Origin of the sequence: Stenotrophomonas sp. 2619 (assembly GCF_040548725.1) — a bacterium.
Lineage (GTDB): Bacteria > Pseudomonadota > Gammaproteobacteria > Xanthomonadales > Xanthomonadaceae > Stenotrophomonas > Stenotrophomonas maltophilia_AP.
Genome location: NZ_JBEPSF010000002.1, coordinates 304,906 through 330,320, shown reverse-complemented (window position 1 = coordinate 330,320; position 25,415 = coordinate 304,906). Strand labels below are relative to the sequence as shown.

Annotated in this window: 21 protein-coding genes; 7 read left to right on the top strand and 14 right to left on the bottom strand. The window is 67.9% G+C overall.

What is annotated here, in order from left to right; translation table 11 throughout:
* Positions 1-68: 68 nt before the first annotated feature.
* Positions 69-1,001 (top strand): LysR family transcriptional regulator, encoded by a 933-nt coding sequence (locus ABIA71_RS04110; protein WP_181393875.1) that lies wholly within the window; start codon positions 69-71, stop codon positions 999-1,001.
* 43 nt (positions 1,002-1,044) lie between these two features.
* Here the strand turns inward: ABIA71_RS04110 and ABIA71_RS04105 are convergent, their stop codons facing one another.
* The 5 genes from ABIA71_RS04105 to ABIA71_RS04085 form a co-directional block, all read right to left on the bottom strand.
* Positions 1,045-2,154: an NADH:flavin oxidoreductase/NADH oxidase gene (locus ABIA71_RS04105; protein ID WP_128095501.1), complete on the bottom strand. Its 1,110-nt coding sequence runs from the start codon at positions 2,152-2,154 to the stop codon at positions 1,045-1,047.
* A gap of 99 nt (positions 2,155-2,253) precedes the next feature.
* A complete protein-coding gene (locus ABIA71_RS04100; RefSeq protein ID WP_354283339.1) occupies positions 2,254-3,075 on the bottom strand; it encodes an NAD-dependent protein deacetylase in 822 nt (273 codons plus the stop codon).
* A 41-nt stretch (positions 3,076-3,116) separates the two neighbouring features.
* Positions 3,117-3,530, bottom strand: coding sequence for an acyl-CoA thioesterase (locus ABIA71_RS04095; protein WP_354283337.1), 414 nt, complete (start codon positions 3,528-3,530; stop codon positions 3,117-3,119).
* A 252-nt stretch (positions 3,531-3,782) separates the two neighbouring features.
* On the bottom strand, positions 3,783-4,802 hold the full coding sequence (locus tag ABIA71_RS04090) for a ribonucleotide-diphosphate reductase subunit beta (RefSeq protein WP_128095433.1): 1,020 nt from the start codon (positions 4,800-4,802) through the stop codon (positions 3,783-3,785).
* A gap of 239 nt (positions 4,803-5,041) precedes the next feature.
* Positions 5,042-7,453, bottom strand: coding sequence for a ribonucleoside-diphosphate reductase subunit alpha (locus ABIA71_RS04085; protein WP_128095432.1), 2,412 nt, complete (start codon positions 7,451-7,453; stop codon positions 5,042-5,044).
* 582 nt (positions 7,454-8,035) lie between these two features.
* On the opposite strand from ABIA71_RS04085, the gene ABIA71_RS04080 reads away from it, so the two are divergent.
* Positions 8,036-8,854, top strand: a complete 819-nt coding sequence (locus ABIA71_RS04080) for a DUF2884 family protein (RefSeq protein ID WP_354283334.1) — start codon at positions 8,036-8,038, stop codon at positions 8,852-8,854.
* A 180-nt stretch (positions 8,855-9,034) separates the two neighbouring features.
* On the opposite strand, the gene ABIA71_RS04075 is transcribed toward ABIA71_RS04080, so the two are convergent.
* The 3 genes from ABIA71_RS04075 to ABIA71_RS04065 all read right to left on the bottom strand — a co-directional run bounded on the left by ABIA71_RS04075 (position 9,035) and on the right by ABIA71_RS04065 (position 11,194).
* Positions 9,035-9,295, bottom strand: coding sequence for a hypothetical protein (locus ABIA71_RS04075; RefSeq protein ID WP_354283332.1), 261 nt, complete (start codon positions 9,293-9,295; stop codon positions 9,035-9,037).
* 127 nt (positions 9,296-9,422) lie between these two features.
* Entirely contained in the window at positions 9,423-10,523 is a 1,101-nt protein-coding gene (gene zapE, locus ABIA71_RS04070) for a cell division protein ZapE (protein WP_128095430.1), read from the bottom strand.
* Positions 10,520-11,194: an alpha/beta hydrolase gene (locus tag ABIA71_RS04065; RefSeq protein WP_128095429.1), complete on the bottom strand. Its 675-nt coding sequence runs from the start codon at positions 11,192-11,194 to the stop codon at positions 10,520-10,522. Before ABIA71_RS04065 ends, zapE begins: the two co-directional genes overlap by 4 nt.
* Before the next feature lie 55 nt (positions 11,195-11,249).
* On the opposite strand from ABIA71_RS04065, the gene ABIA71_RS04060 reads away from it, so the two are divergent.
* Positions 11,250-12,119, top strand: coding sequence for an EamA family transporter (locus ABIA71_RS04060; protein ID WP_354283330.1), 870 nt, complete (start codon positions 11,250-11,252; stop codon positions 12,117-12,119).
* A 42-nt stretch (positions 12,120-12,161) separates the two neighbouring features.
* Here ABIA71_RS04060 and ABIA71_RS04055 read toward each other — a convergent pair whose 3' ends face one another.
* From ABIA71_RS04055 to ABIA71_RS04045, 3 genes are all read right to left on the bottom strand, one after another.
* Positions 12,162-13,607: an ExeM/NucH family extracellular endonuclease gene (locus ABIA71_RS04055; RefSeq protein WP_354283328.1), complete on the bottom strand. Its 1,446-nt coding sequence runs from the start codon at positions 13,605-13,607 to the stop codon at positions 12,162-12,164.
* A gap of 234 nt (positions 13,608-13,841) precedes the next feature.
* On the bottom strand, positions 13,842-14,360 hold the full coding sequence (locus ABIA71_RS04050) for a c-type cytochrome (RefSeq protein WP_128096000.1): 519 nt from the start codon (positions 14,358-14,360) through the stop codon (positions 13,842-13,844).
* A gap of 114 nt (positions 14,361-14,474) precedes the next feature.
* Positions 14,475-15,080, bottom strand: a complete 606-nt coding sequence (locus tag ABIA71_RS04045; RefSeq protein ID WP_038691163.1) for a TetR/AcrR family transcriptional regulator — start codon at positions 15,078-15,080, stop codon at positions 14,475-14,477.
* Positions 15,081-15,219: 139 nt separating this feature from the next.
* Between ABIA71_RS04045 and ABIA71_RS04040 the strand changes: the two genes are divergently transcribed.
* The 3 genes from ABIA71_RS04040 to ABIA71_RS04030 all read left to right on the top strand — a co-directional run bounded on the left by ABIA71_RS04040 (position 15,220) and on the right by ABIA71_RS04030 (position 20,049).
* Entirely contained in the window at positions 15,220-16,383 is a 1,164-nt protein-coding gene (locus ABIA71_RS04040; protein WP_354283325.1) for an isovaleryl-CoA dehydrogenase, read from the top strand.
* 9 nt (positions 16,384-16,392) lie between these two features.
* On the top strand, positions 16,393-18,003 hold the full coding sequence (locus ABIA71_RS04035; RefSeq protein ID WP_354283323.1) for a carboxyl transferase domain-containing protein: 1,611 nt from the start codon (positions 16,393-16,395) through the stop codon (positions 18,001-18,003).
* Positions 18,004-18,066: 63 nt separating this feature from the next.
* Positions 18,067-20,049 (top strand): acetyl/propionyl/methylcrotonyl-CoA carboxylase subunit alpha, encoded by a 1,983-nt coding sequence (locus ABIA71_RS04030; protein ID WP_354283321.1) that lies wholly within the window; start codon positions 18,067-18,069, stop codon positions 20,047-20,049.
* Positions 20,050-20,079: 30 nt separating this feature from the next.
* Here the strand turns inward: ABIA71_RS04030 and ABIA71_RS04025 are convergent, their stop codons facing one another.
* Positions 20,080-21,246: a putative peptide maturation dehydrogenase gene (locus ABIA71_RS04025; protein ID WP_354283319.1), complete on the bottom strand. Its 1,167-nt coding sequence runs from the start codon at positions 21,244-21,246 to the stop codon at positions 20,080-20,082.
* Positions 21,247-21,444: 198 nt separating this feature from the next.
* Between ABIA71_RS04025 and ABIA71_RS04020 the strand changes: the two genes are divergently transcribed.
* Entirely contained in the window at positions 21,445-21,747 is a 303-nt protein-coding gene (locus ABIA71_RS04020; RefSeq protein WP_354283317.1) for an NHLP-related RiPP peptide, read from the top strand.
* A 13-nt stretch (positions 21,748-21,760) separates the two neighbouring features.
* On the opposite strand, the gene ABIA71_RS04015 is transcribed toward ABIA71_RS04020, so the two are convergent.
* Both ABIA71_RS04015 and ABIA71_RS04010 read right to left on the bottom strand, forming a co-directional pair.
* The gene (locus ABIA71_RS04015; RefSeq protein WP_354283315.1) at positions 21,761-24,256 is read right to left on the bottom strand and encodes a putative peptide modification system cyclase; all 2,496 of its coding nucleotides are present in this window, start codon (positions 24,254-24,256) and stop codon (positions 21,761-21,763) included.
* A 16-nt stretch (positions 24,257-24,272) separates the two neighbouring features.
* Entirely contained in the window at positions 24,273-25,316 is a 1,044-nt protein-coding gene (locus ABIA71_RS04010) for a GGDEF domain-containing protein (RefSeq protein WP_354283313.1), read from the bottom strand.
* Positions 25,317-25,415: the final 99 nt, after the last annotated feature.

The following is a 25,415-nucleotide window of genomic DNA, read 5'->3' as shown; positions in this document are numbered from 1 at the left end:
GTAGATCGGGCCCTGTTGGCTCTTTAGAAAGACAAACTTTGCAATCACAGGCGAGAATGGCGGTCACCATGAATATTCTCCAGTCAATCCGCAGCTTCATCCGCACCGCCGACGCCGGCAGCCTGGCCGCGGCGGCGCGCACGCTGGGCATCAGCGCGGCGGCGGTCGGGCAGAACATCGCCCGGCTGGAGGCGCACCTGGGCGTGCGCCTGTTCAACCGCACCACCCGCCAGCTGGCGCTGACCGAGCGTGGCGCGCTGTACCTGGCCCAGGTGCGCTACATCGAACGCGACCTGCAACGCGCGCAGGCGGCAGTGACCGACCTGGACGCCACCCCCGAGGGCCGGCTGCGGATCGCCTGCAGCACCTCGTTCGGGCGGCACAAGCTGGCCCCGCTGCTGCCGTCGCTGAAGGCGCGTTACCCGCGGCTGGCGATCGAACTGCTGCTGGCCGACCGCGCGGTGGACCACGCGCGCGAAGACGTGGACGTGAGCATCCGCATCGAACCGCAGCTGGAAGAAGGGCTGGTGGCGCGGCCGATCGCGCAGGTGCCGTTCGTGTTCTGTGCGGCGCCCTCGTACCTGGCGCGCACCGGCGTGCCGCGCACGCCCGAGGCGTTGCGTGAGCACCGCTGCCTGCTGTTCCGGCACCCCAAGGATGGCCGCCATCTGCGCTGGGGCTTCGTGCGCGACGGGCTGCGCTTCGATGCCGAAGTGAGTCCGGCGCTGGTCAGCGACGATATCGATGCACTGGCCGCGATGGCGCTGGCCGGCGGCGGCATCACCCGCCTGGCGGCATTCGTGGCTGCGCCCTACCTGGCACGCGGGGAACTGCAGGCCCTGTTCGAAGGCAATGAAGCCGGCGATGCGCAGGCGTTGCCCGAGCCGATGCGGCTGTTCCTGTGTGTCAGCGACCGCCGCGACCTGACCCCGAAGGTGCGCGCGTTGATGACGCACATCGTCGAGGGGCTGCCGGCCGAGTGGCGGGTGGACGTGGCCTGACGGCACACAGGCGATGGCACGGGGCCACCGCCTGCGGTTTGGGTCAGCGCGGCGGTGCGATGAACACGCCGCGGGCTTCGCGCGGTTCGCAGCGCAGGTACTGCGGCGCCGGTTCCAGCGAATCGCCCAGCGCGGCGGCGGCGTGCCACGGCCAGCGCGGGTCGTAGAGGATGCCGCGGGCCAGCGCGATGGCATCGGCATGGCTGTGCCGCAGAATCGACTCGGCCTGGGCCGGGTCGGTGATCAGGCCCACCGCAATCACCGGCATGCGCAGCTTCTGCGCCTTGATCGCCTCGGCGAACGGCACCTGGTAGCCCGGCGACAGCGGAATCTGCTGGCGCGGGTCGTTGCCGCCGCTGGACACATGCAGGAACTGGCAGCCACGGCCATCGAGCACGTGCGCCAGGGTGGTGGTCTGTTCGATATCCCAGCCGCCGGCCACCCAGTCGCTGGCCGAGATCCGCACGCCCACCGCGATACGGTCGCTGACCGCTTCGCGCACCGCGTCGAACACGCGCACCAGCAGGCGCATGCGGTTCTGCAGCGAGCCACCGTATTCGTCATCGCGCTTGTTGCTCAGCGGCGACAGGAACTGGTGCAGCAGGTAGCCATGCGCGGCGTGCAGTTCGATCAGGTCCAGGCCGATGCGTTCGGCGCGCTGGGCGGCCGCCACGAAGGCGTCCACGATCGCATCGATGCCGGCCGCGTCGAGCGCCTGCGGGGTCGGGTCGGCGGGGTGGAACGGAATCGCCGACGGTGCCAGCGTGGTCCAGGCGCGCGGGTCGGTGGCCGGCAGTGCGCCGCCGCCGTCCCACGGCCGGGCCGAGGATGCCTTGCGCCCGGCATGGCCCAGCTGGATGCCGATCGGCATGGGCGACCAGCGCTTCACCGCGTCGATCACCTTCTTGAGCGCCGCTTCGGTGTCATCGTTCCACAGGCCCAGGTCGGCCCAGCTGATGCGGCCTTCGGGCAGCACGGCGGTGGCTTCCAGGATCAGCAGGCCGGCGCCGGACTGCGACAGCTGGCCCAGGTGGATCTGGTGCCAGTCGTTGGCCAGGCCATCGGTGGAGGAGTACTGGCACATCGGAGCGATGACGATGCGGTTGGCCAGCGACAGCGGGCCAAAGGAAACGGAAGAAAAGAGCTGGCTCAAGTGGGGGACTCTGGCGGAAACGGGAAAACCGGGCGTTATTGCACTCCTGCTGCGCGCGCAAGGCAACCGTATCGGTGGATCAGTGTTTCGCGGCGGCGCTCAGGCGGTGCTGGCCGACGGCAGCAGGAAGGCCAGCGCGGCCGCGCACGGCTGCTCGATCTTCAGGCTGAGCAGGTCGTCGGCACGGGTGCGGCCGAGATTGAGCGCGGCCACCGGCACCCCGGCGTTCGCTGCGGCCTGGACGAAGCGGAAGCCCGAATAGACCATCAGCGAGGAGCCCACCACCAGCACGGCGTCGGCCCGGGCAAGGTGCGCGTGGACGGTGGCCACCCGCTCGCGGGGGACGTTTTCGCCGAAGAAGACCACATCCGGCTTGAGGATGCCGCCGCAGTGCGGGCATGCCGGCACCTGGAACGGACTGAAGTCCACCCCGTCCAGGTCGGCGTCGCCGTCCGGGGCCAGCGCCGCGTCGAGCTGGTCCCAGCCGGGGTTGTGGGCCAGCAGCACCTGCTGGAAATCCTCACGCGGGGTGCGGGCTTCGCAGCCCATGCAGCGCACCTGGTCCAGCCGGCCGTGCAGGTCGATAACGTCACGGCTGCCGGCGCGCTGGTGCAGCCGGTCCACGTTCTGGGTGAGCAGCACTTCCAGCTGGCCGCGGGCTTCCAGCGCCGCCAGCGCGGCGTGGGTGCCGTTCGGGCGGGCATGGCCGAAGCGCGGCCAGCCCAGCAGGCTGCGCGCCCAGTAACGCTGGCGGGTCGCCAGCTCGCCCATGAAGGCCTGGTAGGTCACCGGCGGGGTGCGCTTCCACTGGCCCTCGGCATCCCGGTAGTCCGGGATGCCCGAGTCGGTGCTGCAGCCGGCCCCGGTGAGCACGAACAGGCGCTGGGCGCGGTCGATGAAGTCGGCGAGCGGGCGGGTCATGGTCTATAGGTGGGGGCGTGCGGCGGGCAACGCAATCGCGGTTACGGCCCGGGAATGGCGTCGGGCAGCGGCGGCACGGCAATGGGGTGGCCATCGGCATCCAGCGCGATCATCACGAAGTGCCCGCGGGTGCAGAGCTTGCGCTCGCCGGTGTGCAGGTCTTCGGCGATCAGTTCCACTTCCACCTTCATCGAGCTGCGGCCCACTTCGACGATGCGACCGATGGTTTCCACCATCTGGCCGATGCGGATCGGCAGCTTGAAATCGACCTGGTCCGAACGCGCGGTGACCACGGTGCGGCGCGAGTAGCGGGCCGCGGCGAGGAAGGCCGCCTTGTCCATCCAGGCCAGCGCCTGGCCACCGAACAGGGTGCCCAGGTGGTTGGTGTGGTTGGGGAAGACGATCTCGGCCATGCTGATTTCAGTGGGCGGGATGGGGTCTGGGGTGGTGGACATGGGGGTGGCCGGTTGAATGTAGGGTCGGCGCGGATGATACGGCAGGGGGTGGAAGGAAGGTGTCGTAGTGGCGGCGTTTGGCCTGCCATCGCGTGGAGAAGATTGCGCATCTGCTGGTAGAGCCACCCCATGGGTGGCTGCGCGCGGTGCCGGTTTCAGGTGCAGCCACCCGTGGGGTGGCTCTACCGCCGGGCGGGAACGAAAAACCCCGGCGCTGGGCCGGGGTTTTCGTTGATGCGTGTGGCGCGAGAATCAGAACGACATGTCGAACGAGACTTCGCCCTTCACGCCCACCTGGTAGGCCGAGGAGCGGCGTTCGAAGAAGTTGGTCAGTTCCTGCACGTCCTGCAGTTCCATGAAGCTCAGCGGGTTGCGCACGTTGTACTTGCGCTCCATGCCCAGGCGGTGGAAATGGTTGTCGGCGCAGTGCTGCAGGTACTGGCGCATGTCGCGGGTGGAAATGCCCGCCACGCCGCCGGACAGCACGTCTTCGGCAAACTGCACTTCGCATTCGATGGCTTCGGCCAGCATGTCATAGACCTGCTGCTTCATTGCGTCGTCGAACAGGTCCGGCTCTTCCTCGCGGATCACGTCCACGCACTCGAAGGCGAACTCCATGTGCGCGCTTTCGTCGCGGAACACCCAGTTGGTGCCCGAGGCCAGGCCGTTGAGCAGGCCGCGCGAACGGAAGTAGTACACGTAGGCGAAGGCCGCGAAGAAGAACAGGCCTTCGATGCACGCGGCAAAGCAGATCTGGTTGAGCAGGAACTGGCGGCGCTCCTCACGGGTTTCGATGCGGCGCAGGTCTTGGATCGAGTCGATCCACTTGAAGCAGAAATCGGCCTTCTTCTTGATCGAGTCGATGTTCTCCACCGCGGCGAACGCTTTGACGCGCTCATCGGGATCGGGCAGGTAGTTGTCGAGCAGGGTCAGGTAGAACTGCACGTGCAGCGCTTCTTCGTACAGCTGGCGCGACAGGTACATGCGCGCTTCGGGCGCGTTCAAGTGCTGGTACAGGTTCAGCACCAGGTTGTTGGACACGATCGAATCGCCGGTGGCGAAGAACGCGACCAGGCGGTGGATCAGGTGGCGTTCGCCCGGCGACATCTTGCTGTGCAGGTCGCTGATGTCGATCTGGAAATTGATTTCCTCGACAGTCCAGGTGTTCTTGATCGCGTTGCGATACATGTCATAGAACTGCGGGTAGCGCATCGGGCGCAGGGTCAGTTCAAAACCTGGATCGAGCAACATCTGGCGCGGCGTGTCTGCCATGGGGGGTTCCTTGGTTCAGTTGGCGGCTTCCGGGTGGGGAAGCGTCGAAAGACCCGCGCGTGTGCGCGGCGGGCTTCCGGCACCGCGGGCAGAGGCAACGCCCGGCGGTGTCAGCGTGTTTGGGGTGGAGCGGTGAAGCCGCCGGGCGGGGCCCGGCGTTCAAGCGGTATGGATCATTTTCCGTACCCACCAACGGTGGGTACCTACCGGGGCGCCGGCCCATCGGGCCGGCACGCCTTTTATTGGCAGGCTTCGCAGCTTTCCGGGTTCTCCAGCGAGCAGGCGACGGCTTCGTCCGGGCTGAACACCTTTTCCGGCGCGGCATGCGAGCCCTGGCTGATCGTGGTCTTGGCAATCTTGGTGGCCGGACGCGAACGCAGGTAGTAGGTGGTCTTGATGCCCTGCTTCCAGGCGTACATGTACATGGAGGACATCGCGCCGATGCTCGGGCTTTCCATGAACAGGTTGAGCGAGGCGGACTGGTCGATGAACGCGCCGCGATCGGCGGCCATGTCGATCAGCGAACGCATCGGCAGTTCCCACGCGGTGCGGTAGATGTGGCGCAGGGTTTCCGGGATCTGGGTGATGCCCTGGATGGAGCCTTCGGCCATCTTGATCGCGTCGCGCATTTCCGGCGTCCAGTGGCCCAGCTTCTTCAGCTCGGTCACCAGGTAACGGTTGACCTGCAGGAAGTCGCCGGACAGGGTTTCGCGCTTGAACAGGTTGGACACCTGCGGCTCGACGCACTCGTAGCAACCGGCGATCGAGGCGATGGTCGCGGTCGGGGCGATGGCGATCAGCAGCGAGTTGCGCAGGCCATGTTCCTTGATGCGCTCACGCAGGGCATCCCAACGGGCGGTGTCTTCGGGCACCACGTTCCAGGCGTCGAACTGCAGCTCGCCACTGGCCGCACGGGTGTCGGCGAAGGACGGGTGCTTGCCGCGTTCCTGGGCCAGTTCGCACGAGGTTTCCAGGGCGTGGAAGTAGATCGCTTCGGCGATCTTCTTCGACAGCGCGCGGGCTTCGGCACTGTCGAAGGCCAGGCGCTTGCGGAAGAACACGTCCTGCAGGCCCATGCAGCCCAGGCCGACCGGACGCCAGCGCAGGTTGCCGCGGCGGGCGGTTTCGATCGGGTAGAAGTTCAGGTCGATCACGCGGTCGAGCTGGCGCACGGCCAGGCGCACGGTGTTGGCCAGCTTGTCGAAATCGAACTCGCCGTGGGCGTCGAAATGGTTGCCCAGGTTGATCGAGCCCAGGTTGCACACCGCGGTCTCTTCGGCCGAGGTGATTTCCAGGATTTCGGTGCACAAGTTGGACAGGTGGATCACGTTGCCCGGACGCAGGGTCTGGTTGCTGGCGCGGTTGCACTTGTCCTTGAAGGTCATCCAGCCGTTGCCGGTCTCGGCCAGGGTGCGCATCATCCGCGAGTACAGCTTGCGCGCGGGGATGGTGCGCTGGGCCTTGCCCTGGGCTTCGGCCTGCAGGTAGGCCTGCTCGAAGGCTTCACCGAACAGGTCGGTGAATTCGGGCACCACGCTGGGATCGAACAGCGACCATTCCTGGTCGGTCTCCACGCGCTGCATGAACAGGTCGGGGATCCAGTTGGCCAGGTTCAGGTTGTGCGCACGGCGCGACTCGTCACCGGTGTTGTCACGCAGTTCGAGGAAGTCCTCGATGTCGGCGTGCCAGGTTTCCAGGTACACGCAGGCCGCGCCCTTGCGCTTGCCGCCCTGGTTGACCGCAGCCACCGACGAATCCATGGTCTTCAGCCACGGCACGATGCCGTTGGAATGGCCGTTGGTCGACTTGATCAGCGAGCCACGCGAACGCACGCGGCTGTAGCTGACGCCGATGCCGCCGCTGAACTTGGACAGCTGGGCGATATCGCCGTACTTGGCGTAGATCGACTCCAGCGAGTCCTGCGGGGAGTCCAGCAGGAAGCACGAGGACAGCTGCTCGTGGGTGGTGCCGGAGTTGAACAGGGTCGGGCTGGACGGCAGGTAGTCCAGGTTGCCCATGCGCTTGTACAGCGCCAGGGTTTCCGGCACGTCTTCGCTCAGGGCGCTGGCGATGCGCAGGAAGAACTGCTGCGGGGTCTCGATCACCTTGCGGGTGTGCGGATGGCGCAGCAGGTAGCGGTCGTACAGGGTGCGCAGGCCGAAGTAATCGAAATGCAGGTCCAGCGACGGATCGATGGCGTCGTTGAGCTTGCGTGCGTTGATCTGCACGAAGTCCAGCAGGCGCGCGTTGATCAGGCCCACTTCGTGGCCACGGCCCACCGACTGCGAGAACGCGTGGATTTCCTGGCCGGACACTTCCTTGGCGATGAAGTTGGCCAGCAGGCGCGCGGCCAGGCGGCCGTACTCGGGCTCTTCACCGATCAGCAGGGCGGCGGTGCGGATGGACAGCTCGTCCAGCTCCTGCGTGGTGGCGCCGTTGTACAGGCCGGAGATGGTGCGGGTGGCCACGCGCATCGGGTCCACCGCGTGCAGGCCCTCGCAGCAACGCTGCACCGCGCGCACGATCTTGTTCAGATCCACCAGTTCGGTAGTGCCGTTGCGCTTGGTGACACTCATGGCGTTGGCCGTGGGCGGCGAGGTCAGAAGGAACTCGCTTTCCTGCTCGGTGGCTGCGCTGGTTTCGGTGCTCACGGCGTTTTCCTCTTGGCGTGATTTGGGGTGGCACAACGTTGCCTGCTGGGCAGGTGCTGGACCGGCGCTCGGACTCTCAGAGTGGACCTGGGGCGTCGCATGGGCCGCGACTGCGCAGGCTGGCCTGCGGGCGGTTCCCCTGCGTCACCGGTCCTCTCCCCTCAGAGTGGTGCGACCGATACCTCAACGCTGTACGTGTAGTGCGGTTGTCAGTAGGTTTTCAGGCCATCGGCGTGAAGGCGATTCACCCGTCGACTTGTGGTCGGCGGGACCGACGGCCACAAGATAGTGGGGGTACCGGGGATCGTCAACGCCAAATCTGGGGAAAATGAGCAATCCCTTGCGCCGCAACGATCCCCTTGGAAGGGCGTCCGACGAACGGTCCGGACCTGTCGAAACCGAGTGCGCAGTCAAGGCCGAAAGAGCCACGTCGGGTGAGAAACAGAATCCGAAAACAGACCCGTGGCGCTCACGCGAACGTAACAACCCGGACGCACCGCCGCCAGCCGGGGTGACTTCCGACCCGCGCCGGCACGGGCGGGGGGTGCGAGCCTGCAGACGTCCCCCTGCCGAGCCCGCCCCATGCGCCTGCCCCTGACTGGATGTCTACTGCTGGGCCTGGCCGTGGCCGCGCCCGCCCACGCCGATGAAAAGGACGCGGTGCCGGCCCTGTCCTCGCGCCAATGCGGGGTGAGCACGCCCTACAACGTGCTGGTGGACAGCGGCGGGATCTGGCTGCGCCACCCCGATCAGGTGCCGGCGGAGATCTTCTTCCACGACGGCGAGCTCAACATCGACCGCACCCCGGTGCCGGTGAGCGCCGCCGACGCCCAGCGCCTGCGCCAGCTGGAATGGGGCACCCGCCAGCTGGTGCCTGCGGTGGCCGGGCTGGCCAGCGAGGTGGTGGACATCACCTTCGATGCATTCGGTGCCACGGTGGAGATCCTCAGTGGCAGCAAGGGCAAGGCTCGCCAGGTGGCCCGGCTGCGTGGTGACGCCCACCAGTACGTGGACCGCACCCTCGGGCGCGGGATCTGGGAGCAGGCCGATTTCGGCGACGGCTTCGAGCAGCGCGTGGAGCAGGCGGCCGAATCCATGGCCGATTCCCTGGCCCGGGGCGTGATGTGGTCGATGTTCACTGGCGGTGCGCAGCGCATGGAGGCGCGTGCGAACAAGGTCGAGGCGCAGCTGGAGCGGACCATGGAAACCCGCGCCCAGGCACTGGAGGCCCATGCGCAGTCGCTGTGCACCCAGGTGCTGGCGCTGGACCAGCTGCAGCAGGCGCTGGAGGTGCGCTACCAGGGCAAGCCGTTGGGAATGCTGGTGGTGGACCGCGACGAGGACGCCCCGCCCCCGCGCGAACAGCCGCGCAGCAAGGCGATCGCCCTGCCCACCCCGTAGAGGCGGGCAGGCCCCGGCACCCTCACGCCTTGTGTGGGGTGCCCAGGTACTCGGCGCTCTGCGGGTCGATCAGGCGCGAGGCGGTGTGCTCGAACGCGCCTCGTACTCATGCTCTGCGCGAACCCGAATTCTCTGACAGCCCTGATGCCAGAAAATCCGGGGTCTCTACAGATGAGCAACCTACTCTTTGATCAGCCCCAGCACGTCGCCCAAGCTTTCCACAAACCTTGCCTGCTCATCTGAATACTCCATTGCGATGCTCTTAAACTGTGAGCACAAAGATGATCGGGACTCCAGGTCCATCATTTGCAATGTCGACGCCAGTTGTTCGAGCCGCTGGATTGCAGCATCAGGATCCACTACATCATCCGCCGAAAACTCTAGAAAGATGGCAAGCTCAACGATGGCTCGCGCAACGTGCTGGTCGATTTCCCTGCTCATCAGTAATTCTCTGAACTCTGTTTGCTTGAGCTTGTGCAGGCACTTCCCAGTGCGCAGGTGAATCACTCTGACTTAGCGCGTCAGGTGGAGACGAGCCCGCGCCCGGCTCTACAACCAGCGGCACCCCTCACGCCTTGTGCGGGGTGCCCAGGTACTCGGCGCTCTGCATTTCGATCAGGCGCGAGGCGGTGCGCTCGAACGCGCCCTGCAGACGCACGCCCGAGTACAGCGCCACCGGGGTATCGGTGGCGGTGCAGACCAGGTTGACGTGGCGGTCGTACAGCTCGTCGATCAGGTTGACGAAGCGGCGCGCGGCATCTTCGTTGAGGGTGTCGAAGTGCGGGATGTCGCCCAGCAGCACCGTGTTGAACTCGTGCGCGATCTCGATGTAGTCCGACGGGCCGCGCGGGCCTTCGCACAGCGCCTTGAAATCGAACCAGGCGATGCTCTTGCCGCGCGCCCGCACCGGGATCTTGCGGCCCTCGATCTCGATGTTGCCCGGCTTGGCCGGCTGGCCGCCGCTCAACTCGGCCCAGCGCGTACCCAGCCAGGCATCGCTGCCGGGGTCGCGCGGGGACTGGTACACCGGCGAGCGGGTCAGCGCGCGCATCCGGTAGTCCTCGGTGCCTTCGGCGTACAGCTCCACGCAGTAGGTCTGCAGCAGGCTGATGGCCGGCAGGAAGCTGTCGCGCTGCAGGCCGTTGAGGTACAGGTTCTCCACGGCCGTATTGGAGGTGGTCACCAGGGTCACGCCCTCGGCGAACAGCCGCTCCAGCAGCCGCGCCAGCAGCATGGCATCGCCGATGTCGGTGACGAAGAACTCGTCCAGCACCAGCACGCGCAACTTGGCCCGCCATTCCTGGGCGATGCGCGCCAGCGGGTCGCTCTGGCCCTGGTGCTCGCGCAGGCGCTCGTGGATGCCGCGCATGAAGCGGTGGAAGTGGGTGCGGTACTTCTGCTCGATCGGCAGCCCGTCGTAGAACAGGTCCACCAGGAAGGTCTTGCCGCGCCCCACCCCGCCCCAGAAATACAGGCCCTTGACCGGCTCGGGCTTCTTCCAGAATGCCGACAGGCGGTCCAGCCAGCCGTCCTGGGCGCTGTCCACCAGCGCCACATGGATGCGGTCCAGCTCGGCCAGCGCGGCATGCTGGGCCGGGTCGTTCTGCCATTCGCCCCGGGCCACGCCCTCGGCGTAGCGCTGCGACGGGGTCAGTGCACCGTCACTCATGCGCCCGTGGCGCCTGCGTCGGGCAGCCAATGCTTGACGCCGTGGGTGATGGCCCCGCGCAGGTCGATCAGCTTGCGGTGGAAGAAGTGGCTGGTGTCGGGCATGCGGACCAGTTCGTGCGGCGCCTGCAGGCTGCCGAGCCAGTCATAGACCGCCTGCGGGTCGACGATTTCGTCTTCTTCGCCCTGGATCACCAGCCACTGCGCGGGCGGCTGGATGCCGTCGAAGTCCCAGCGCCCGGCAGGCGGTGCGATCGAGATCTGCGCGTCTGGCTGCAGCGCAGCGGCCGCCTTGAGCGACACAAAGGCACCGAAGCTGAAGCCGGCCAGCCACAGGCGCTCGCCCGGGCGCTGCGCACGGACCCAGGCCACCACGGCCGCCAGGTCGTCCTGCTCGCCGTTGCCGTGGTCGAAGCTGCCGGCCGAGGTGCCGACGCTGCGGAAGTTGAAGCGCACCGTGGTGATGCCCAGCGCGCGCAGGCTGGTGGCGACCATGGTCACCACCTTGTTGTGCATGGTGCCGCCCTCGGTGGACAGCGGGTGGCAGATCACCGCCACGATCGGCTGGGCCGGCGCGTCACCGGTGGGCAGGTCGACGGCAACGTCCAGCGGCCCGACCGGGCCGTCCAGCACCAGGGCAGCGCTGGCTTGGGGGAAAGGGGGATTGTGCATGGCGTCATAATACCGCTCCTCCGCGGGCTGCACCGCCGCGCTTGCCGGGTTCGTCATGCTCTATCTGGTTTTCAGTGTGTGCTGCAGTGTGCTGGTGTCGGTGCTGCTGAAGCTGGCGCCGCGCCAGCGCCTGGACATGGCGCAGGTGGTGACCTGGAATTACCTGCTGGCCAGCGCGCTCAGCCTGGTGCTGCTGCGGCCGTCGCTGGCGTCGTTGCAGACCACGCATGCGCCGTGGCTGGCCCTGCTGGGCCTGGCGGTGACGCTGCCCACCATCTTCCTGGTGATGGCCCGCGCGGTCACCCGCGCCGGCATCGTGCGCAGCGACGTGGCCCAGCGGTTGTCGCTGCTGCTGTCGCTGCTGGCGGCCTTCCTGGTGTTTGGCGAGACCGCCAACGGCTGGAAGCTGGCCGGCCTGGGGCTGGGCCTGCTGGCGATCGTGGGCATCAGCGTGCGCCCGCGCGCCACCGCCGCCGCGCCCAGCGGCGAGCGCGCCTGGCCGTGGCTGCTGGGGGTATGGGTGGGCTACGCGCTGGTGGACATCATGCTCAAGCAGGTGGCGCTGTCGGGCACGCCGTCGATGGCCGCGCTGACGGCCAGCTTCGGCCTGGCCTTCGTGCTGATGCTGGCGCTGCAGCTGTGGCGGCATGCCAGCGGCGCGTCACCGCTGCAGTGGCGCAACGTGGGGGCCGGCGCGCTGCTCGGGCTGCTCAACTTCGGCAACATCCTGTTCTACGTGCGCGCGCACCAGCACCTGCCGGACAGCCCGGCGGTGGTGTTTGCCGGCATGAACATCGGCGTGGTGGTGGTGGGCGCCCTGGTGGGCGTGCTCGCGTTCGGCGAACGCACCAGCGTGTGGAACCGCGTTGGCCTTGGGCTGGCCGTGGTGGCGATCGGGTTGATCGCGTGGGGCACCGCCGGGTAGGTATCGACCGTTGGTCGATACCTCGGCAACCGGCCCCGTTGATCAGCGATCAAAGCCCAGCAGCAGCGGGTCGTGGTCCGAGCTGCGCCAGGGGCCCGGTTCGTTGCGGCCCTGGTAGCCGACGTCCTCGGCCTCGTCGGCATTGATGTGCCATTCGGCGGCGCCCTGCAGGCGCTGGGCCATGGACGGGCTGAGCAGGGCGTGGTCGAGGCGGCCACTCAGCCCGTTGTAGACATAGCTGTAGGGGCGCTCGACCTTGGCCGCGGCGAAGGCGTCGCGCCAGCCGGCGTCGTGCAGCGTGCGGATCGGGTCTTCCATCGCGTAGGCGTTGAAGTCGCCGAGCAGCACCACGTCCTTTACCTTCAGGCGGGCCGCTTCGCCCTGCACCCAGGCGTTCAACTGCCGGGCCGATTCCACGCGGGTGGCATTCCAGCAGCCCTGGCCATCGTTCTGGTCGGCGTCGGCACCGGTGGTGTCGCGGCAGCCTTTGGACTTGAAGTGGTTGGCCACCACCATGAACGGCTGGCCCATGCCCTGGAAGGCCTGCGCCAGCGGCGCGCGGCTGTGTTCGGCGAACGGGCCGTCGAGCTTGGTCACCGGCCGGCCGAGCGGCTTGAACCCGCCCTTGCGGTAAATGATGCCGACCCGGATCGGGTTGCTGCCGGGACCCTGCCCGGCATCCACGAAGGCCCAGGCATCCTTGGGGTCGAGCGGGGCGTTGAGGGCGTCCACCAGTTCGGCGATGGCCGAGTGCGGCCCATAGCCGTCGTTCTCCAGTTCCATCAGCGCGGCGATATGCGCATCCAGCCCGTTGATGGTGGCCACCAGCTTGGCGGTCTGTGCCTGGTGTTCGGCCAGCGTGCGCGCGCCGCGCAACGTGGGGTACGCGCCGCCCTGGCCATCGCCGTTGAAGTAGTTTTCCAGGTTGAAGGCGGCGATATGCAGCGACCCGGCCACCTTCGGCACGGCCGGGCGCTCCACCGCCGGCACCTGCAGCGGCGCGGTCACCTGCAGGCGCGGGGTGCCCTTGGCGTCGATGCGGACGATGCCTTCCACGTTGCGCAGCAGCATGCCGGTACGCAGATCGGCATTGGCCGGCAGGTAGGCCACCGGGCCGGGATCGCGTGCGTCGCTGCCGTCATCGAGCAGCAGACGGCGGTGTGCGTTGTCGGCGGTGACCTGGGCATGGCCGGCGCTGTGCGGTGCGGCCACTTCGCTGGGCTGCCAGAGGCGTCCGTCGAAGGCCACGCTGAGTTCGCCGAAGCGGGCCAGCCCGTCGGTGCCGGCCAGGGTCAGCGGCGCGGCGATGCGCACCTTCTGGCCGTCCAGGGTGCGCCAGTCGGTGGGCGGCGCGGTCAGGGTGATGCTGGCCGACGCGGTGGCTGCGGCAGGGCGCGCCTGGGGCGCGGTAGCGGGCTGCGGCTGGGCGGCGTGGGCTACGCCGGACAAGGCCAGCGCAAGGGCGAACACAAGCGGGGAACGACGCATCGGTGGGGCGACTCCGGAAAGGGGCAAGATCAAGTGTGGGGGCGAAAGATGACCCGCCAGCGACCGGCGACGATGGTAGCAACGCAACGCCGCTACCGCCCGGGGGCGGTGGGGGTGTGGGTGTGCGGATGCGGGATTGGCGGACGCCGTGGAGGGGCGGACGCGGTGAACGGGTGGACGCCGGTAGAGCCGACCGTTGGTCGGCTGCTCCGGATAGCCGACCAACGGTCGGCTCTACCGGAGGTTGGCGAGCATCCAGTCGACGGTGGCGTGGATCTGCTCTTCGGTGAGCGCCGGGTTGCCGCCCTTGGGCGGCATGATGCCGCCGTCCGGACCGGTGTAGCCCTCCAGCGCATGCTTGTAGAGGGTGTCCTTGCCCTGGGCGATGCGCGCATCCCAGTGGCTGTGGTCCAGGGTGGGGGCATTGCCCACGCCGTTGGTGTGGCAGGCGGTGCAGAGGTTGTCGAAGATCACCTTGCCATCGGTGGTGCCGCCGTAGGCGACCTGCGAGGCTGCCTTGGCCAGCGCCGCAGCCTTGGCGGCGGCCTGCGCTGCCACGCCGGTGCTGCCCGCATAGACCGCGCCGGCCGGGGCGATGCGCTGTTCGGTGCGCTTGGCCGCCATGGGCGAGACCTCAGCGGGAATGCTGGTGTGCAGGTATGCGGCGAAGACGATCAGGCCGAGCGTGATGGCCACCAGTAAGGCAATGACCATGGAAAAGCGTTTCAGGAACTCGAGGTCGTAATTCCGCACTCTCTTTACCCCTGGCTGGTAGTCGTTGGACCACGGCTTGTCGGCCGAGTATGACCAGCGTCAGCGGCGCTCTGCAAGCCGCCGCGTTCTATCGCAATGCAGCATGGGCCGGGCTCAGGCGCCGGCGGCACGCAGGCAGAAAACGCAGATCGACTCCACCAGCAGGTCTTCGTCGCCGTGCGCGTCGCGGCTGGGCGCGGTCGGCCCGACCAGCGCCTCGGTGAACGCACCGACGATGCAGGCCGCCGCGACGTGGGTGTCCTGCGGCGGGAATGTCCCCGCTTCGATGCCCTCGGCGACGATGCGACGAAACACCTCGCCGAACAGACGGCGGCAGCGGATGCGCTCGGCCTCCACCTCCGGGTCGACCGGTTCGGCGATGAACGCATAGGCCAGCCCGGGGCCGGCCAGCGCGCGCCGCACGAAGGCGGTGATGGCCCGGCGCAAGCGCTCCGGCGCCGGCAGCGGCTCGGCGGCAATCGCCTCGAAGATGCGTAGCTCGTGCTCGACCGCGGCGGTGAGCACCTCCACGAACAGCTCGGCCTTGGACGGGAAGTGGCGGTAGATCAGCCCGGTGGACACCCCGGCCTCGGCCGCCACGGCGGTCACCGGCGCATTGCGGTAGCCGCCGGCGGCCACCAGCGCACGGGTGGCCAGCAGGATCCGTTCACGGGCGCCTGCCAGGCGTTCTTCCATCAGTGCTGAGCGTTTGTAGGCCATTTGTTGATTCTATGTTCAATTTTTGAATTTGTGTTCACTTCTTCCACGAACCCCGCTACGCTGGGCCATATCGCCCGCGGGACGGCTGGTGCCGTCCACCCCAACCGGCGCGCCCATCCAGCAGTTGCGGAGTCGCCCCATGCACGTCCCCACCATGAATTTCGATCTCGGCGAAGAGATCGACCTGCTGCGCCAGAGCGTGGCCCATTTTGCCTCGGTCGAGATCGCACCGTTGGCCGCCCAGGCCGATGAAGAGAATCTGTTCCCGCATGCGCTGTGGCGCAAGCTCGGCGAGCAGGGCCTGCTCGGGCTGACCGTGGAAGAGGACTACGGCGGCAGCGGCATGGGCTACCTGGCCCACGTGGTGGCGATGGAAGAGATTTCGCGCGCCTCCGGCGGCATCGGCCTGTCCTACGGCGCGCACTCCAACCTGTGCGTGAACCAGCTGCGCAAGAACGGCAACGAAGCGCAGAAGCAGCGCTTCCTGCCCGGCCTGTGCAGCGGCGAGAAGGTCGGCGCACTGGCCATGAGCGAACCGGGCGCCGGCTCGGACGTGGTGTCGATGAAGCTGCGCGCCGACAAGCGCGGCGACCACTACGTGCTCAACGGCAACAAGATGTGGATCACCAACGGCCCCGACGCCGACGTGCTGGTGGTCTACGCCAAGACCGACGTGGAGGCCGGCGCCAAGGGCATCACCGCGTTCCTGGTCGAGAAGGGCATGAAGGGCTTCTCCACCGCGCAGAAGCTGGACAAGCTGGGCATGCGCGGCTCCAACACCTGCGAACTGGTGTTCGAAGACTGCGAAGTGCCCGCTGAGAACGTGCTGGGCGCGGTCGGCGGCGGCGTGAACGTGCTGATGTCCGGCCTGGACTTCGAGCGCGTGGTGCTGTCCGGTGGGCCGCTTGGCCTGATGGCCGCGGCCATGGACGTGGTGATGCCCTACGTGCACGAGCGCAAGCAGTTCGGCCAGGCCATCGGCACCTTCCAGCTGATGCAGGCCAAGCTGGCCGACATGTACGTGGGCCTCAACGCCTGCCGCGCCTATGTGTATGCGGTGGCCCGCGCCTGCGACCAGGGCCGCACCACCCGCCAGGACGCCGCCGGTGCGATCCTCTACTCGGCCGAGAAGGCCACCTGGCTGACCGGCCAGGCGATCCAGGTACTGGGCGGCAACGGCTACATCAACGAGTACCCGACCGGGCGGCTGTGGCGCGATGCCAAGCTGTATGAAATCGGCGCGGGCACCTCGGAAATCCGCCGCATGCTGATCGGTCGCGAACTGTTCCAGCGCACCAAGTAAGGGAAGGCCATGAGCGTATTGAGCAGCCAGCTGCAACCGGGCAGTGATGTTTTCGAGGCCAACCGCACTGCCCTGCAGGCGGTGGTCGATGACCTGCGTGCCACCCTGGCGAAGACCGCGCTGGGCGGCAGCGAGGCCGCCCGCGCCAAGCACACCGCGCGTGGCAAGCTGCTGGTGCGTGATCGCATCGACGCGTTGCTGGATGCAGGCAGCGCGTTCCTGGAGATCGCGCCGCTGGCCGCGCACGGCATGTACGGCGACCCCATCCCGAGCGCGGGCGTGGTGGCCGGCATCGGCCGGGTGTCGGGCGTGGAATGCGTGATCGTGGCCAACGACGCCACCGTCAAGGGCGGCACCTACTACCCGATGACGGTCAAGAAGCACCTGCGCGCGCAGGAAGTGGCCGAACAGAACCGCCTGCCCTGCATCTACCTGGTGGATTCGGGCGGCGCGTTCCTGCCGCTGCAGGACGAGGTATTCCCGGACCGCGATCATTTCGGCCGGATCTTCTACAACCAGGCCAACCTGTCCGCGCAGGGCATCCCGCAGATCGCCTGCGTGATGGGCAGCTGCACCGCCGGCGGCGCGTATGTGCCGGCCATGAGCGATGAAACGGTGATCGTGCGCGAGCAGGGCACCATCTTCCTCGGTGGCCCGCCGCTGGTGAAGGCCGCCACCGGCGAAGTGGTGACCGCCGAAGAACTGGGCGGTGCCGACGTGCACACGCGCATCTCCGGGGTGGCCGACCACATGGCCGACAACGACCTGCAGGCGCTGGCCCGGGTCCGCGCGATCATCGCCCAGCTCAACTGGCGCAAGCCCGAGCCGGCCCTGGCCGTGCAGGCCGCGGTGGAACCGCGCTACCCGGCCAACGAGCTGTATGGCGTGATTCCCGCCGACACGCGCAAGCCGTACGACGTGCGCGAAGTGATCATGCGCATCGTCGACGACTCGCGGTTCGACGAGTTCAAGCCGCGCTACGGCAACACCCTGGTCACCGGCTTCGCGCACCTGCACGGCTATCCGGTGGGCATCATCGCCAACAACGGCATCCTGTTCTCCGAGTCCGCGCTGAAGGGCGCGCACTTCATCGAACTGTGCACGCAGCGCGGCATTCCGCTGGTGTTCCTGCAGAACATCACCGGGTTCATGGTGGGCCGCAAGTACGAACACGGCGGCATCGCCAAGGACGGGGCCAAGCTGGTGATGGCGGTGGCCTGCGCCAAGGTGCCCAAGTTCACCGTGGTCATCGGCGGTTCGTTCGGCGCCGGCAACTACGGCATGTGCGGCCGCGCCTATTCGCCCAACTTCCTGTGGATGTGGCCGAACGCGCGCATCGGCGTGATGGGTGGCGAGCAGGCCGCCAGCGTGCTGGCCACGGTCAAGCGCGACGGCATCGAGGCCAAGGGCGGGCAGTGGTCGGCCGACGAAGAGGACGGCTTCAAGGCGCCGATCCGCGACCAGTTCGAACAGCAGGGCCACCCCTACTACGCCAGCGCGCGGTTGTGGGATGACGGCGTGATCGATCCGGCCGACACCCGCCGCGTGCTGGGCCTGGCGTTGTCGGCCAGCCTCAACGCACCGGCGCGGAAAACCGACTTCGGCGTGTTCCGCATGTAAGGCACGCGCGGCACCGCTGGGTGCCGCCCCTTCTTCGCCATTGGCCCGCGCAACGAGACCCCCATGTTCACCAAGATCCTGATTGCCAACCGCGGCGAAATCGCCTGCCGCGTCATCGCTACCTGCCAGCGCCTGGGCATCGCCACCGTGGCGGTGTATTCGGACGCCGACCGCAACGCGCGCCACGTGCGCCTGGCAGACGAGGCCATCGCGATCGGCCCGGCGCCGGCCCGCGAGAGCTACCTGCGCGGCGACGCGATCCTGGACGCCGCACGCCGCACCGGCGCGCAGGCCATCCACCCCGGTTACGGCTTCCTGTCCGAGAACGCCGGCTTCGCCCAGGCCTGCGCCGAGGCGGGCATCGTGTTCATCGGCCCGTCGGCCGATGCGATCCGCGCGATGGGCGACAAGAGTGCCGCCAAGGCGCTGATGCAGCAGGCGGGCGTGCCGTTGACCCCGGGTTACCACGGTGATGACCAGGCGCCGCAGTTCCTGCGCACCCAGGCCGATGCGATCAGCTACCCGGTATTGATCAAGGCCAGCGCCGGTGGCGGTGGCAAGGGCATGCGCCGCGTGGACGACAGCGCCGACTTCATCGAGGCCCTGGCCAGCTGCCAGCGCGAGGCGCAGGCCGCGTTCGGCAACGCGCACGTGCTGGTGGAGAAGTATGTCGAGCGCCCGCGCCATATCGAGATCCAGGTGTTCGGCGACAGCCACGGCAACGTGGTGTACCTGTTCGAGCGCGACTGCTCGGTGCAGCGCCGCCACCAGAAGGTGCTGGAAGAAGCGCCCGCGCCCGGCATGACCGCCGAGCGCCGCGCCGCGATGGGCAAGGCCGCGGTGGAGGCCGCGCGCGCGGTGAGCTACGTGGGTGCCGGCACGGTGGAATTCATTGCCGCCCCCAACGGCGAGTTCTTCTTCATGGAAATGAACACCCGCCTGCAGGTGGAGCACCCGGTGACCGAGTGCATCACCGGCACCGACCTGGTGGAGTGGCAGCTGCGCGTGGCCAGCGGGGAACCGCTGCCGCTGCAGCAGGACCAGCTGCAGATCCGCGGCCATGCGCTGGAAGCGCGCCTGTACGCCGAAGACGCCGACCGGGGCTTCCTGCCGTCCACCGGCACCCTGCGCCACCTGCGCCTGCCGGCCAACACCGCGCACGTGCGCGTGGACGCGGGCGTGGAACAGGGCGATGCGATCACCCCGTTCTACGACCCGATGATTGCCAAGCTGATCGTGTGGGACGTGGACCGCGACGCCGCGCTGCGCCGCATGCAGCAGGCGCTGGCCGAGTGCGAGGTGGTGGGCGTGACCACCAATGCGGCGTTCCTGCGCCGGCTGGTGATGACCGATTCATTCGCCCACGCGGACCTGGACACGGCGCTGATCGAGCGCGAGCAGGCCGCGCTGGCACCCAGCGCCGAAAGCAGCGACCCCACGGTGTGGGCGCTGGCGGCCATTGCCGCGGTCGGCAGCCAGGCGCCCGCCAGCGTGGACGCACGCGACCCGCATTCGCCGTGGCAGCGGCAGGATGGCTGGCGGCTGGGTGCGCGCGCGCCGCATGCGCTTAGTCTTGAGTACCGCGGCACCGCGCAGGCGGTGACCGCGCTGGAACACGACGGCACCTGGTCGGTGACCGTCGGTGATGCGCGGGTGCTCGCTTACGGCGGGCTCGACGGCGACAGGCTGCGCGTGCAGGCCGGCGATGCCCTGCACCGTGCCCGCGTGGTCCGCGATGGCAACGAGGTATACCTGTTCGGCAGCGATGGCGCGCAGCGCTTCACCCTGCACGACCCGGTCAGCGAGGCCGACCAGGCCGTGGCCGATGCCGGCAGCCTGCTGGCACCGATGCCTGGCCGCATCGTCGCCACGGTGGTGGCGCCGGGCACGAAGGTCACGCGCGGTGCACCGCTGCTGGTGCTGGAGGCGATGAAGATGGAACACACCCTGCAGGCACCCGCCGATGGCGTGGTGCAGGGCTACCGGGTCAAGGCCGGAGACCAGGTGGGCGATGGGGCGGTGCTGGTGGATTTCGAGGCGGAGTGAGCAGGCCGGGACGGGCCTGCGGCCACCCGCTCAATCTGCAGGCCAGACCCGGTGCGCCGGATCAAACTCGGCGGTGTGCATCTGCGCACCGCGCCAGCCAAACCCGCACACCGCCAAGGGGCTCTGCTGCATCGCGTCCATGCCGAGTGCCTGCTCGATGTCCTGCTCATTGATGGCCGCGGTGACGAACGCGCCCAGGCCCTGCTCGGTTGCGCACAGCAGCAGCAGTTGTGACAGGTGGCCCACGTCCAGGGTGATGGCGCGGTAGGCCTTGGGATGATCGCGGTACTTCCAGAAGCTGCGTGCGTAGCGTGGGGCCAGGATCAGTAACACCGGCGCATCGGCGAACCAGTGCTGGCCGGCGGTGATGGTCCGGGCCCAGTCGCTGCCGCTTCCGGGCGGATCAGGCAACCGGGTCAGGTCATGCTGCTGTGGATCGTAGTGGTACAGGCCTGGCTCCAACCCCGATACGCGCTGCACGAGCACGTACACCTCGGTGGGATGCAGGCCACCGGCAGAGGGAGCGTTCTTCTTCAGAAACACGCTGTCCGGGGCCGATTGGTAGGTGCCGGTGGCCGCAAACGTCCGCTGCATCACCTGGGCGAAGCACGCCAGGGTGAGCGCGCGGCCCGGATCGAAATTGCGGCAGGTACTGCGACCCTGCAGTAACGTATCAAAGGCACTGCCAGGCGGGCGTGGCAGCGGCGTCCTGGGGCCGTCCAGACGCTGGACCGCCACGGGCGGTGGGCCCAACTGCCGGCGCAGGCCCTCGGCATTCTGCAGGCCTGCCGCGTACAGCGCCGATACGCTGTCGCGCCCCTGCCAGCGGGACATCCAGTGCATCACCGCGGCCGGTTGCCACCACTTCACCTCGCGCAGCGCCGCGTCGCGCTGGGACGGCACACTGTGTGCACCCTCGACGAACACCAGATGCAGGTCGATCAACTGCTGCAGGTGCGCGTCATCGTCGGCGCACGGGGGCGCTTGCCAGCCCTCGGGCTGGATCTGGCCGAGCATGGCGACCAACACCGGCACCACCTCCACCGGCGCGTCGAGATGGGGGGCCAATGCGCGCCAGGCGTGGCTGGCGTGCAGCCCATTGCCGCCCGCAAGCAGCGCGCCCAGCTGGAAATCCAGGTGGTGGTGCGGCTCCAGCAGAAGCAGGCGACAACGACGGATCAAACGCGGTGGGGTCATGCGGTCAGGCTCACTGGGGCGTAGGTGGTGCGGCCACGTATCCGACGATGGGGGGTCGGTGGCGGCGATGGAACGGGACGCACAGCATGCGTTCCGGTGTTCAAGCCCACGGCCAACGTGCCGCTATCGGATCAGAATATTTGAATTCCGTCACGTTTTAGCACCACTCTCTCGTTCTCATTCCAGGAACCTCCCGACATGCTGCCTTCCACTTTGACCTCCGAAGATGCCATCCGGCTGCTCGACCTGTTGAGCACGGACGACACCTACCGCGCCCTGTTCGAGAAGGACCCTGCCCAGGCCCTGGGCAGGATCAGCGCGCATGCAGGCGCGCTGGCGACCGATTGCGCCGCCGCCGGCCCGCTGGCCAGCAAGGAGGCCTTCACCGCCGCGCGTGCCCAGCTGCTGGAGCATCTGTCGCAGAACGCGGTCTTCCACCCGCCGCACTGCTTCGTCGCCGACCAGACCGGCACGGCACCGGATCGCACCCCCAAGCCTTGAGCGTGCGTTGGGATCAGCCGTTGCAATGGCGCTCGGCACATCCCAGCCGCGCATTGCGGCTGTCGTGCACGTTCATCGCCTGCAGGGTGTAACTGCCGGCCGCCTCGGCGTAGGCCAGGCCGCGGTTCGCGGCCAGCCAGCGCACCTGGCGCTGCGCATCGGCGCCCTTGCCGGCGGCGGCCAGGCTGTCGCGCAGGGCGACATGGACCTGGAACAACTCGTGGCCATCCAGGAGGCCTTCGAGCATCGCCACGGCCTTGTCCGGATCACCGCCGATCCGCGCCTGGCCGGCGAGGATGATCTGCAGCAGCTGCGATGCCCGGGGGTCGTTGATTTCAGCAGCGGCCTGCTGCAGATCGGGCAGCCAGCGCTTGACCACGCCCTGCGCGTTCGCGCGCTGGGCCGAGTAAGCCATGGCCATGGCGTGGAACAGCCACTCGCCGCGATCCTCGGCACCTTGCCTGGCAATCGTCGCCAGGGTGCTGCCGATGGCTTTGTTGTAGTCGCCGTTGGGCATTCCACGTGCCGACAAGGCCGCCACCGTCACCCGCTGCGCCTGGAAGATGCTGCACACCATGGGGCTGTCGCCACATATCCGCAGGGCCTCGTCGTTGGCGAGCAGGGCACCGGGCAGGTCGCCCTGGTCCACCCGCAATGCGGTCCGCTCAAGCCACATGGCGGCCTGGTTGCGCGGCAGCACGTCCAGCATCGCCTGCGCGCCCTTGGCATCGCCGGTCGCCGCCAGCGCGGCGGCCATCTGGCGGTTGCCCTTCCAGTGGCCTATCTCACCGGCGCGGCGGAACGTTTCAATGGCCTGCGGCATGTGGTTCTGCGCCAGCTGGGCGCGGGCCACGTGCTGGATCGCAAGCATCTGCAGCGGGTTCTGCGATACCGCCGCCTTGGTAGCCGCGCGCTCGGCCCCGGCGTAGTCGCCCAGGGTAAACAAGGCCGCCGCGTAGTTGGCGTGCGCGCCGTGGTAATCCGGATAGAGATCGCCCAGAAGCTTCCACTTCTGGGCAGCCGCCTCCAGCCCGGCACCGTTGAGCTCGGCATCCCAGGCATCCAGGTACAGCGCATCGCGCGCTGCCATGCGTGATTTCAGCTTGGACGCCCGAGCCAGCATGGCACGCGCCCGGTCCAGGTCGCCCCGGGTGAAGAACACCCGCAGCTGGCCGATGTAGGCAAACGCGAAGTCCGGATCAAAGCGGCTGGCCTGCTGAAAGTAGCCCATGGCGTCGTTGTAGCGGGCACGGCCATAGGCGGTTTCGCCATTGGCATAGGCATGCAGCGCGTCCATGTTGGCCGTGGCTACCTGCGGCAGCGGCGACGAATTGCGGCTGACGTCCTGAAGCGCTTCGCCCAGCCGCGTGCGCAGCTGTGCCACCACCTGGTCGGTGGATGCCAGCACCGAGTCCAAGCCACGCCCGTCGGCATATTCGGAGTACACCGTATTGCCACTGGCCGGGTCCACGACTTCCACGGCCACGCGCAGCTTGCCGTGCACTTCCATCACCGAGGGAAGTACCACTGCGCGCGCGCCGTCACGCACGGCTACCTCGATGGCGGTGGCACGGTCGATGCGGCTTTCTTCCGGCCGCTTCATGCGCTGCAGCGTGTCGCTGACCTTCAGATCACTGAGTACATTGACGTACCGCGACTGCTCCAGGCTGATCCGGAACGCCTGCTCCATGCTGTCGTCCAGCAACGCGTTGCCGGTCAGGTTGCGCATGTCGGCGAGCACGATCCAATCGCGCTCGCCGAACGCGATGGCCGGGGTCGGCCGCAGGAAGGCCCAAACGCCCACGCTCACGGCCACCACCAGCAGCACCTCGGCAGTGAGCGCGATCGGCTGCCGCCACAGGGGAACGTCGCGACGTGCCTTGGCACTGCCGCGCGGCATGCGCAACGGCGCAAAGCCGATCTCGCCCACTTCGTGCACTTCCTGGCTGGTCGGTACGCCCTTGAAGCGCCAGCGCCCATGCGATTTCCACAGCAGTTGCGCGCCCCGCTCGCCAAGTTCGGAGGTGGCCCGGTGGGTCAACGACTCGGCCACGGCCGACAGCAGGATCTGGCCCGGCCGTGCCAGCGTCATCAGGCGGGCAGCCATCGGCTTGGCCAGGCCTTCCACCTCGACCGACTTCGCCCCCACCTTCACCGCCTCGGCACTGTTCTCCCAAGTCAGCACTTCACCCACGTGCAGGCCGGCGCGGGCGCGCAACGTGATGTCGCGCTGCCTGCCCAGTTCCTGCAGGCCGCGCTGGTAATCCAGGGCGAACCCCAGTGCATCGATGGCGCGCTCGAACAGCAGGAACAATCCGTCGGAACGGTCGATCAGCTGCCCCTTCCAGCGTTGCTGCAAGACCAGCACCAGGCGGTCGTGGTGCTGGAACAGTTCGGCAGCCGCAGCGTCGCCGATGCGCTCCACCAGGATCAACGAATCGCACAGGTCGGTGAACAACAATGCCCGCAACTGCGGTGCCTGGGTCGACGTTCCGATGTCGCCGTTCATGCCGATCTTCCCCCGATCAGGGTGAGGCGGTCGCGGCACGCGACCAGTGCAGCCGGTTGCCGCCCAGGCGTTTGGCCTGGTACAGCGCGTTGTCGGCGCGAGCGTACCACTCGCTCCAGTCGGTATGGGACTCCAGCAGGCGCACCCCGATGCTGACCGGGCAGACGTGCGGCACGCCGTGGGCGCGGTCCATCAAACCGTGCACCGCGCTGAGGATGAATTCGGCCGCGTGCTGCAGGCTGTCGGCGTTGGCCGTGCGCAGCAGCAGGCAGAACTCGTCGCCCCCCAGCCGGCAGGCCAGGTCGGCTTCGGTGGCCACCGAGCGCAGGATGTTGGCCACGCTCTGCAGGACCCGGTCGCCGGCCTGGTGCCCGTGCTCGTCGTTGACCTGCTTGAAGTGGTCGCAGTCGATCAGCAACAGGCCCTGCGGCGCGCCCTCAGCATGGCTGCGGCACTCCTGCAGGTACAGCGCAAGGCCGCGCCGGTTGTGCAGGCCGGTGAGCTCGTCGGTGCGCACCAGTTCGCGGGTATGGGTGAGCTGGTGGGTGGTGACGTACAGGTTGTCCAGCGCTGTTTCCAGGTCGTGGTTGCGCCGCCGCAGCTGGCGGATCAGGACCTGTTCGTTGCTGACCACGCGCATGATGGTACGGCGCAGGAAATAGGCCACCAGGCCCGGGTCACGGTCGACCAGGCGCTGGAAATCGGCATTGCCCAGTTCCAGCACCACGCTGTCGGTGATCGCGCGTGCATCTGCGCTGCGCGGATGGTCGCCGATCAACAGGCCCAGTTCGCCGAAGAATTCGTTGGGACCGAGCGACTTCACCACCAGGTCGTCGCCGAAATCCAGCTCGATGCCGCCGCTCACGACCACATACATGGTGTCGCCAGCATGCCCGCGCTGGAACAGCAGGTCACCCTTGGCCAAGTGCTGCTGCCTGCCGAATTCGGCGAACAGCGCGAACTCGGCGTTGCTCAGGATGGCGTGCACAATCTCAGCCATCGCAGTCTCGGCGATGCCTGGTTCCTGTTCGCACACAATCGCCGCAACCTTGCCGGTCATCCCGTGCACCCGCTTCCCAGCGTTCCCCCGGTGAGCCGAGGAGAATAGCACCCCTAAAAAGTGTGCGCCTCATCCCATTTCCGCGCCTGGGCGCCGAAA

What these genes read in the sequence shown, in the direction of transcription:
- ABIA71_RS04110 (WP_181393875.1), top strand. Translation starts at nt 69, where the DNA reads ATGAATATTCTCCAGTCAATCCGCAGCTTCATCCGCACCGCCGACGCC.
- ABIA71_RS04100 (WP_354283339.1), bottom strand. Translation starts at nt 3,075, where the DNA reads ATGACCCGCCCGCTCGCCGACTTCATCGACCGCGCCCAGCGCCTGTTC.
- ABIA71_RS04095 (WP_354283337.1), bottom strand. Translation starts at nt 3,530, where the DNA reads ATGTCCACCACCCCAGACCCCATCCCGCCCACTGAAATCAGCATGGCC.
- ABIA71_RS04090 (WP_128095433.1), bottom strand. Translation starts at nt 4,802, where the DNA reads ATGGCAGACACGCCGCGCCAGATGTTGCTCGATCCAGGTTTTGAACTG.
- ABIA71_RS04080 (WP_354283334.1), top strand. Translation starts at nt 8,036, where the DNA reads ATGCGCCTGCCCCTGACTGGATGTCTACTGCTGGGCCTGGCCGTGGCC.
- ABIA71_RS04075 (WP_354283332.1), bottom strand. Translation starts at nt 9,295, where the DNA reads ATGAGCAGGGAAATCGACCAGCACGTTGCGCGAGCCATCGTTGAGCTT.
- zapE (WP_128095430.1), bottom strand. Translation starts at nt 10,523, where the DNA reads ATGAGTGACGGTGCACTGACCCCGTCGCAGCGCTACGCCGAGGGCGTG.
- ABIA71_RS04065 (WP_128095429.1), bottom strand. Translation starts at nt 11,194, where the DNA reads ATGCACAATCCCCCTTTCCCCCAAGCCAGCGCTGCCCTGGTGCTGGAC.
- ABIA71_RS04060 (WP_354283330.1), top strand. Translation starts at nt 11,250, where the DNA reads ATGCTCTATCTGGTTTTCAGTGTGTGCTGCAGTGTGCTGGTGTCGGTG.
- ABIA71_RS04055 (WP_354283328.1), bottom strand. Translation starts at nt 13,607, where the DNA reads ATGCGTCGTTCCCCGCTTGTGTTCGCCCTTGCGCTGGCCTTGTCCGGC.
- ABIA71_RS04045 (WP_038691163.1), bottom strand. Translation starts at nt 15,080, where the DNA reads ATGGCCTACAAACGCTCAGCACTGATGGAAGAACGCCTGGCAGGCGCC.
- ABIA71_RS04040 (WP_354283325.1), top strand. Translation starts at nt 15,220, where the DNA reads ATGCACGTCCCCACCATGAATTTCGATCTCGGCGAAGAGATCGACCTG.
- ABIA71_RS04035 (WP_354283323.1), top strand. Translation starts at nt 16,393, where the DNA reads ATGAGCGTATTGAGCAGCCAGCTGCAACCGGGCAGTGATGTTTTCGAG.
- ABIA71_RS04030 (WP_354283321.1), top strand. Translation starts at nt 18,067, where the DNA reads ATGTTCACCAAGATCCTGATTGCCAACCGCGGCGAAATCGCCTGCCGC.
- ABIA71_RS04025 (WP_354283319.1), bottom strand. Translation starts at nt 21,246, where the DNA reads ATGACCCCACCGCGTTTGATCCGTCGTTGTCGCCTGCTTCTGCTGGAG.
- ABIA71_RS04020 (WP_354283317.1), top strand. Translation starts at nt 21,445, where the DNA reads ATGCTGCCTTCCACTTTGACCTCCGAAGATGCCATCCGGCTGCTCGAC.
- ABIA71_RS04015 (WP_354283315.1), bottom strand. Translation starts at nt 24,256, where the DNA reads ATGAACGGCGACATCGGAACGTCGACCCAGGCACCGCAGTTGCGGGCA.
- ABIA71_RS04010 (WP_354283313.1), bottom strand. Translation starts at nt 25,316, where the DNA reads ATGACCGGCAAGGTTGCGGCGATTGTGTGCGAACAGGAACCAGGCATC.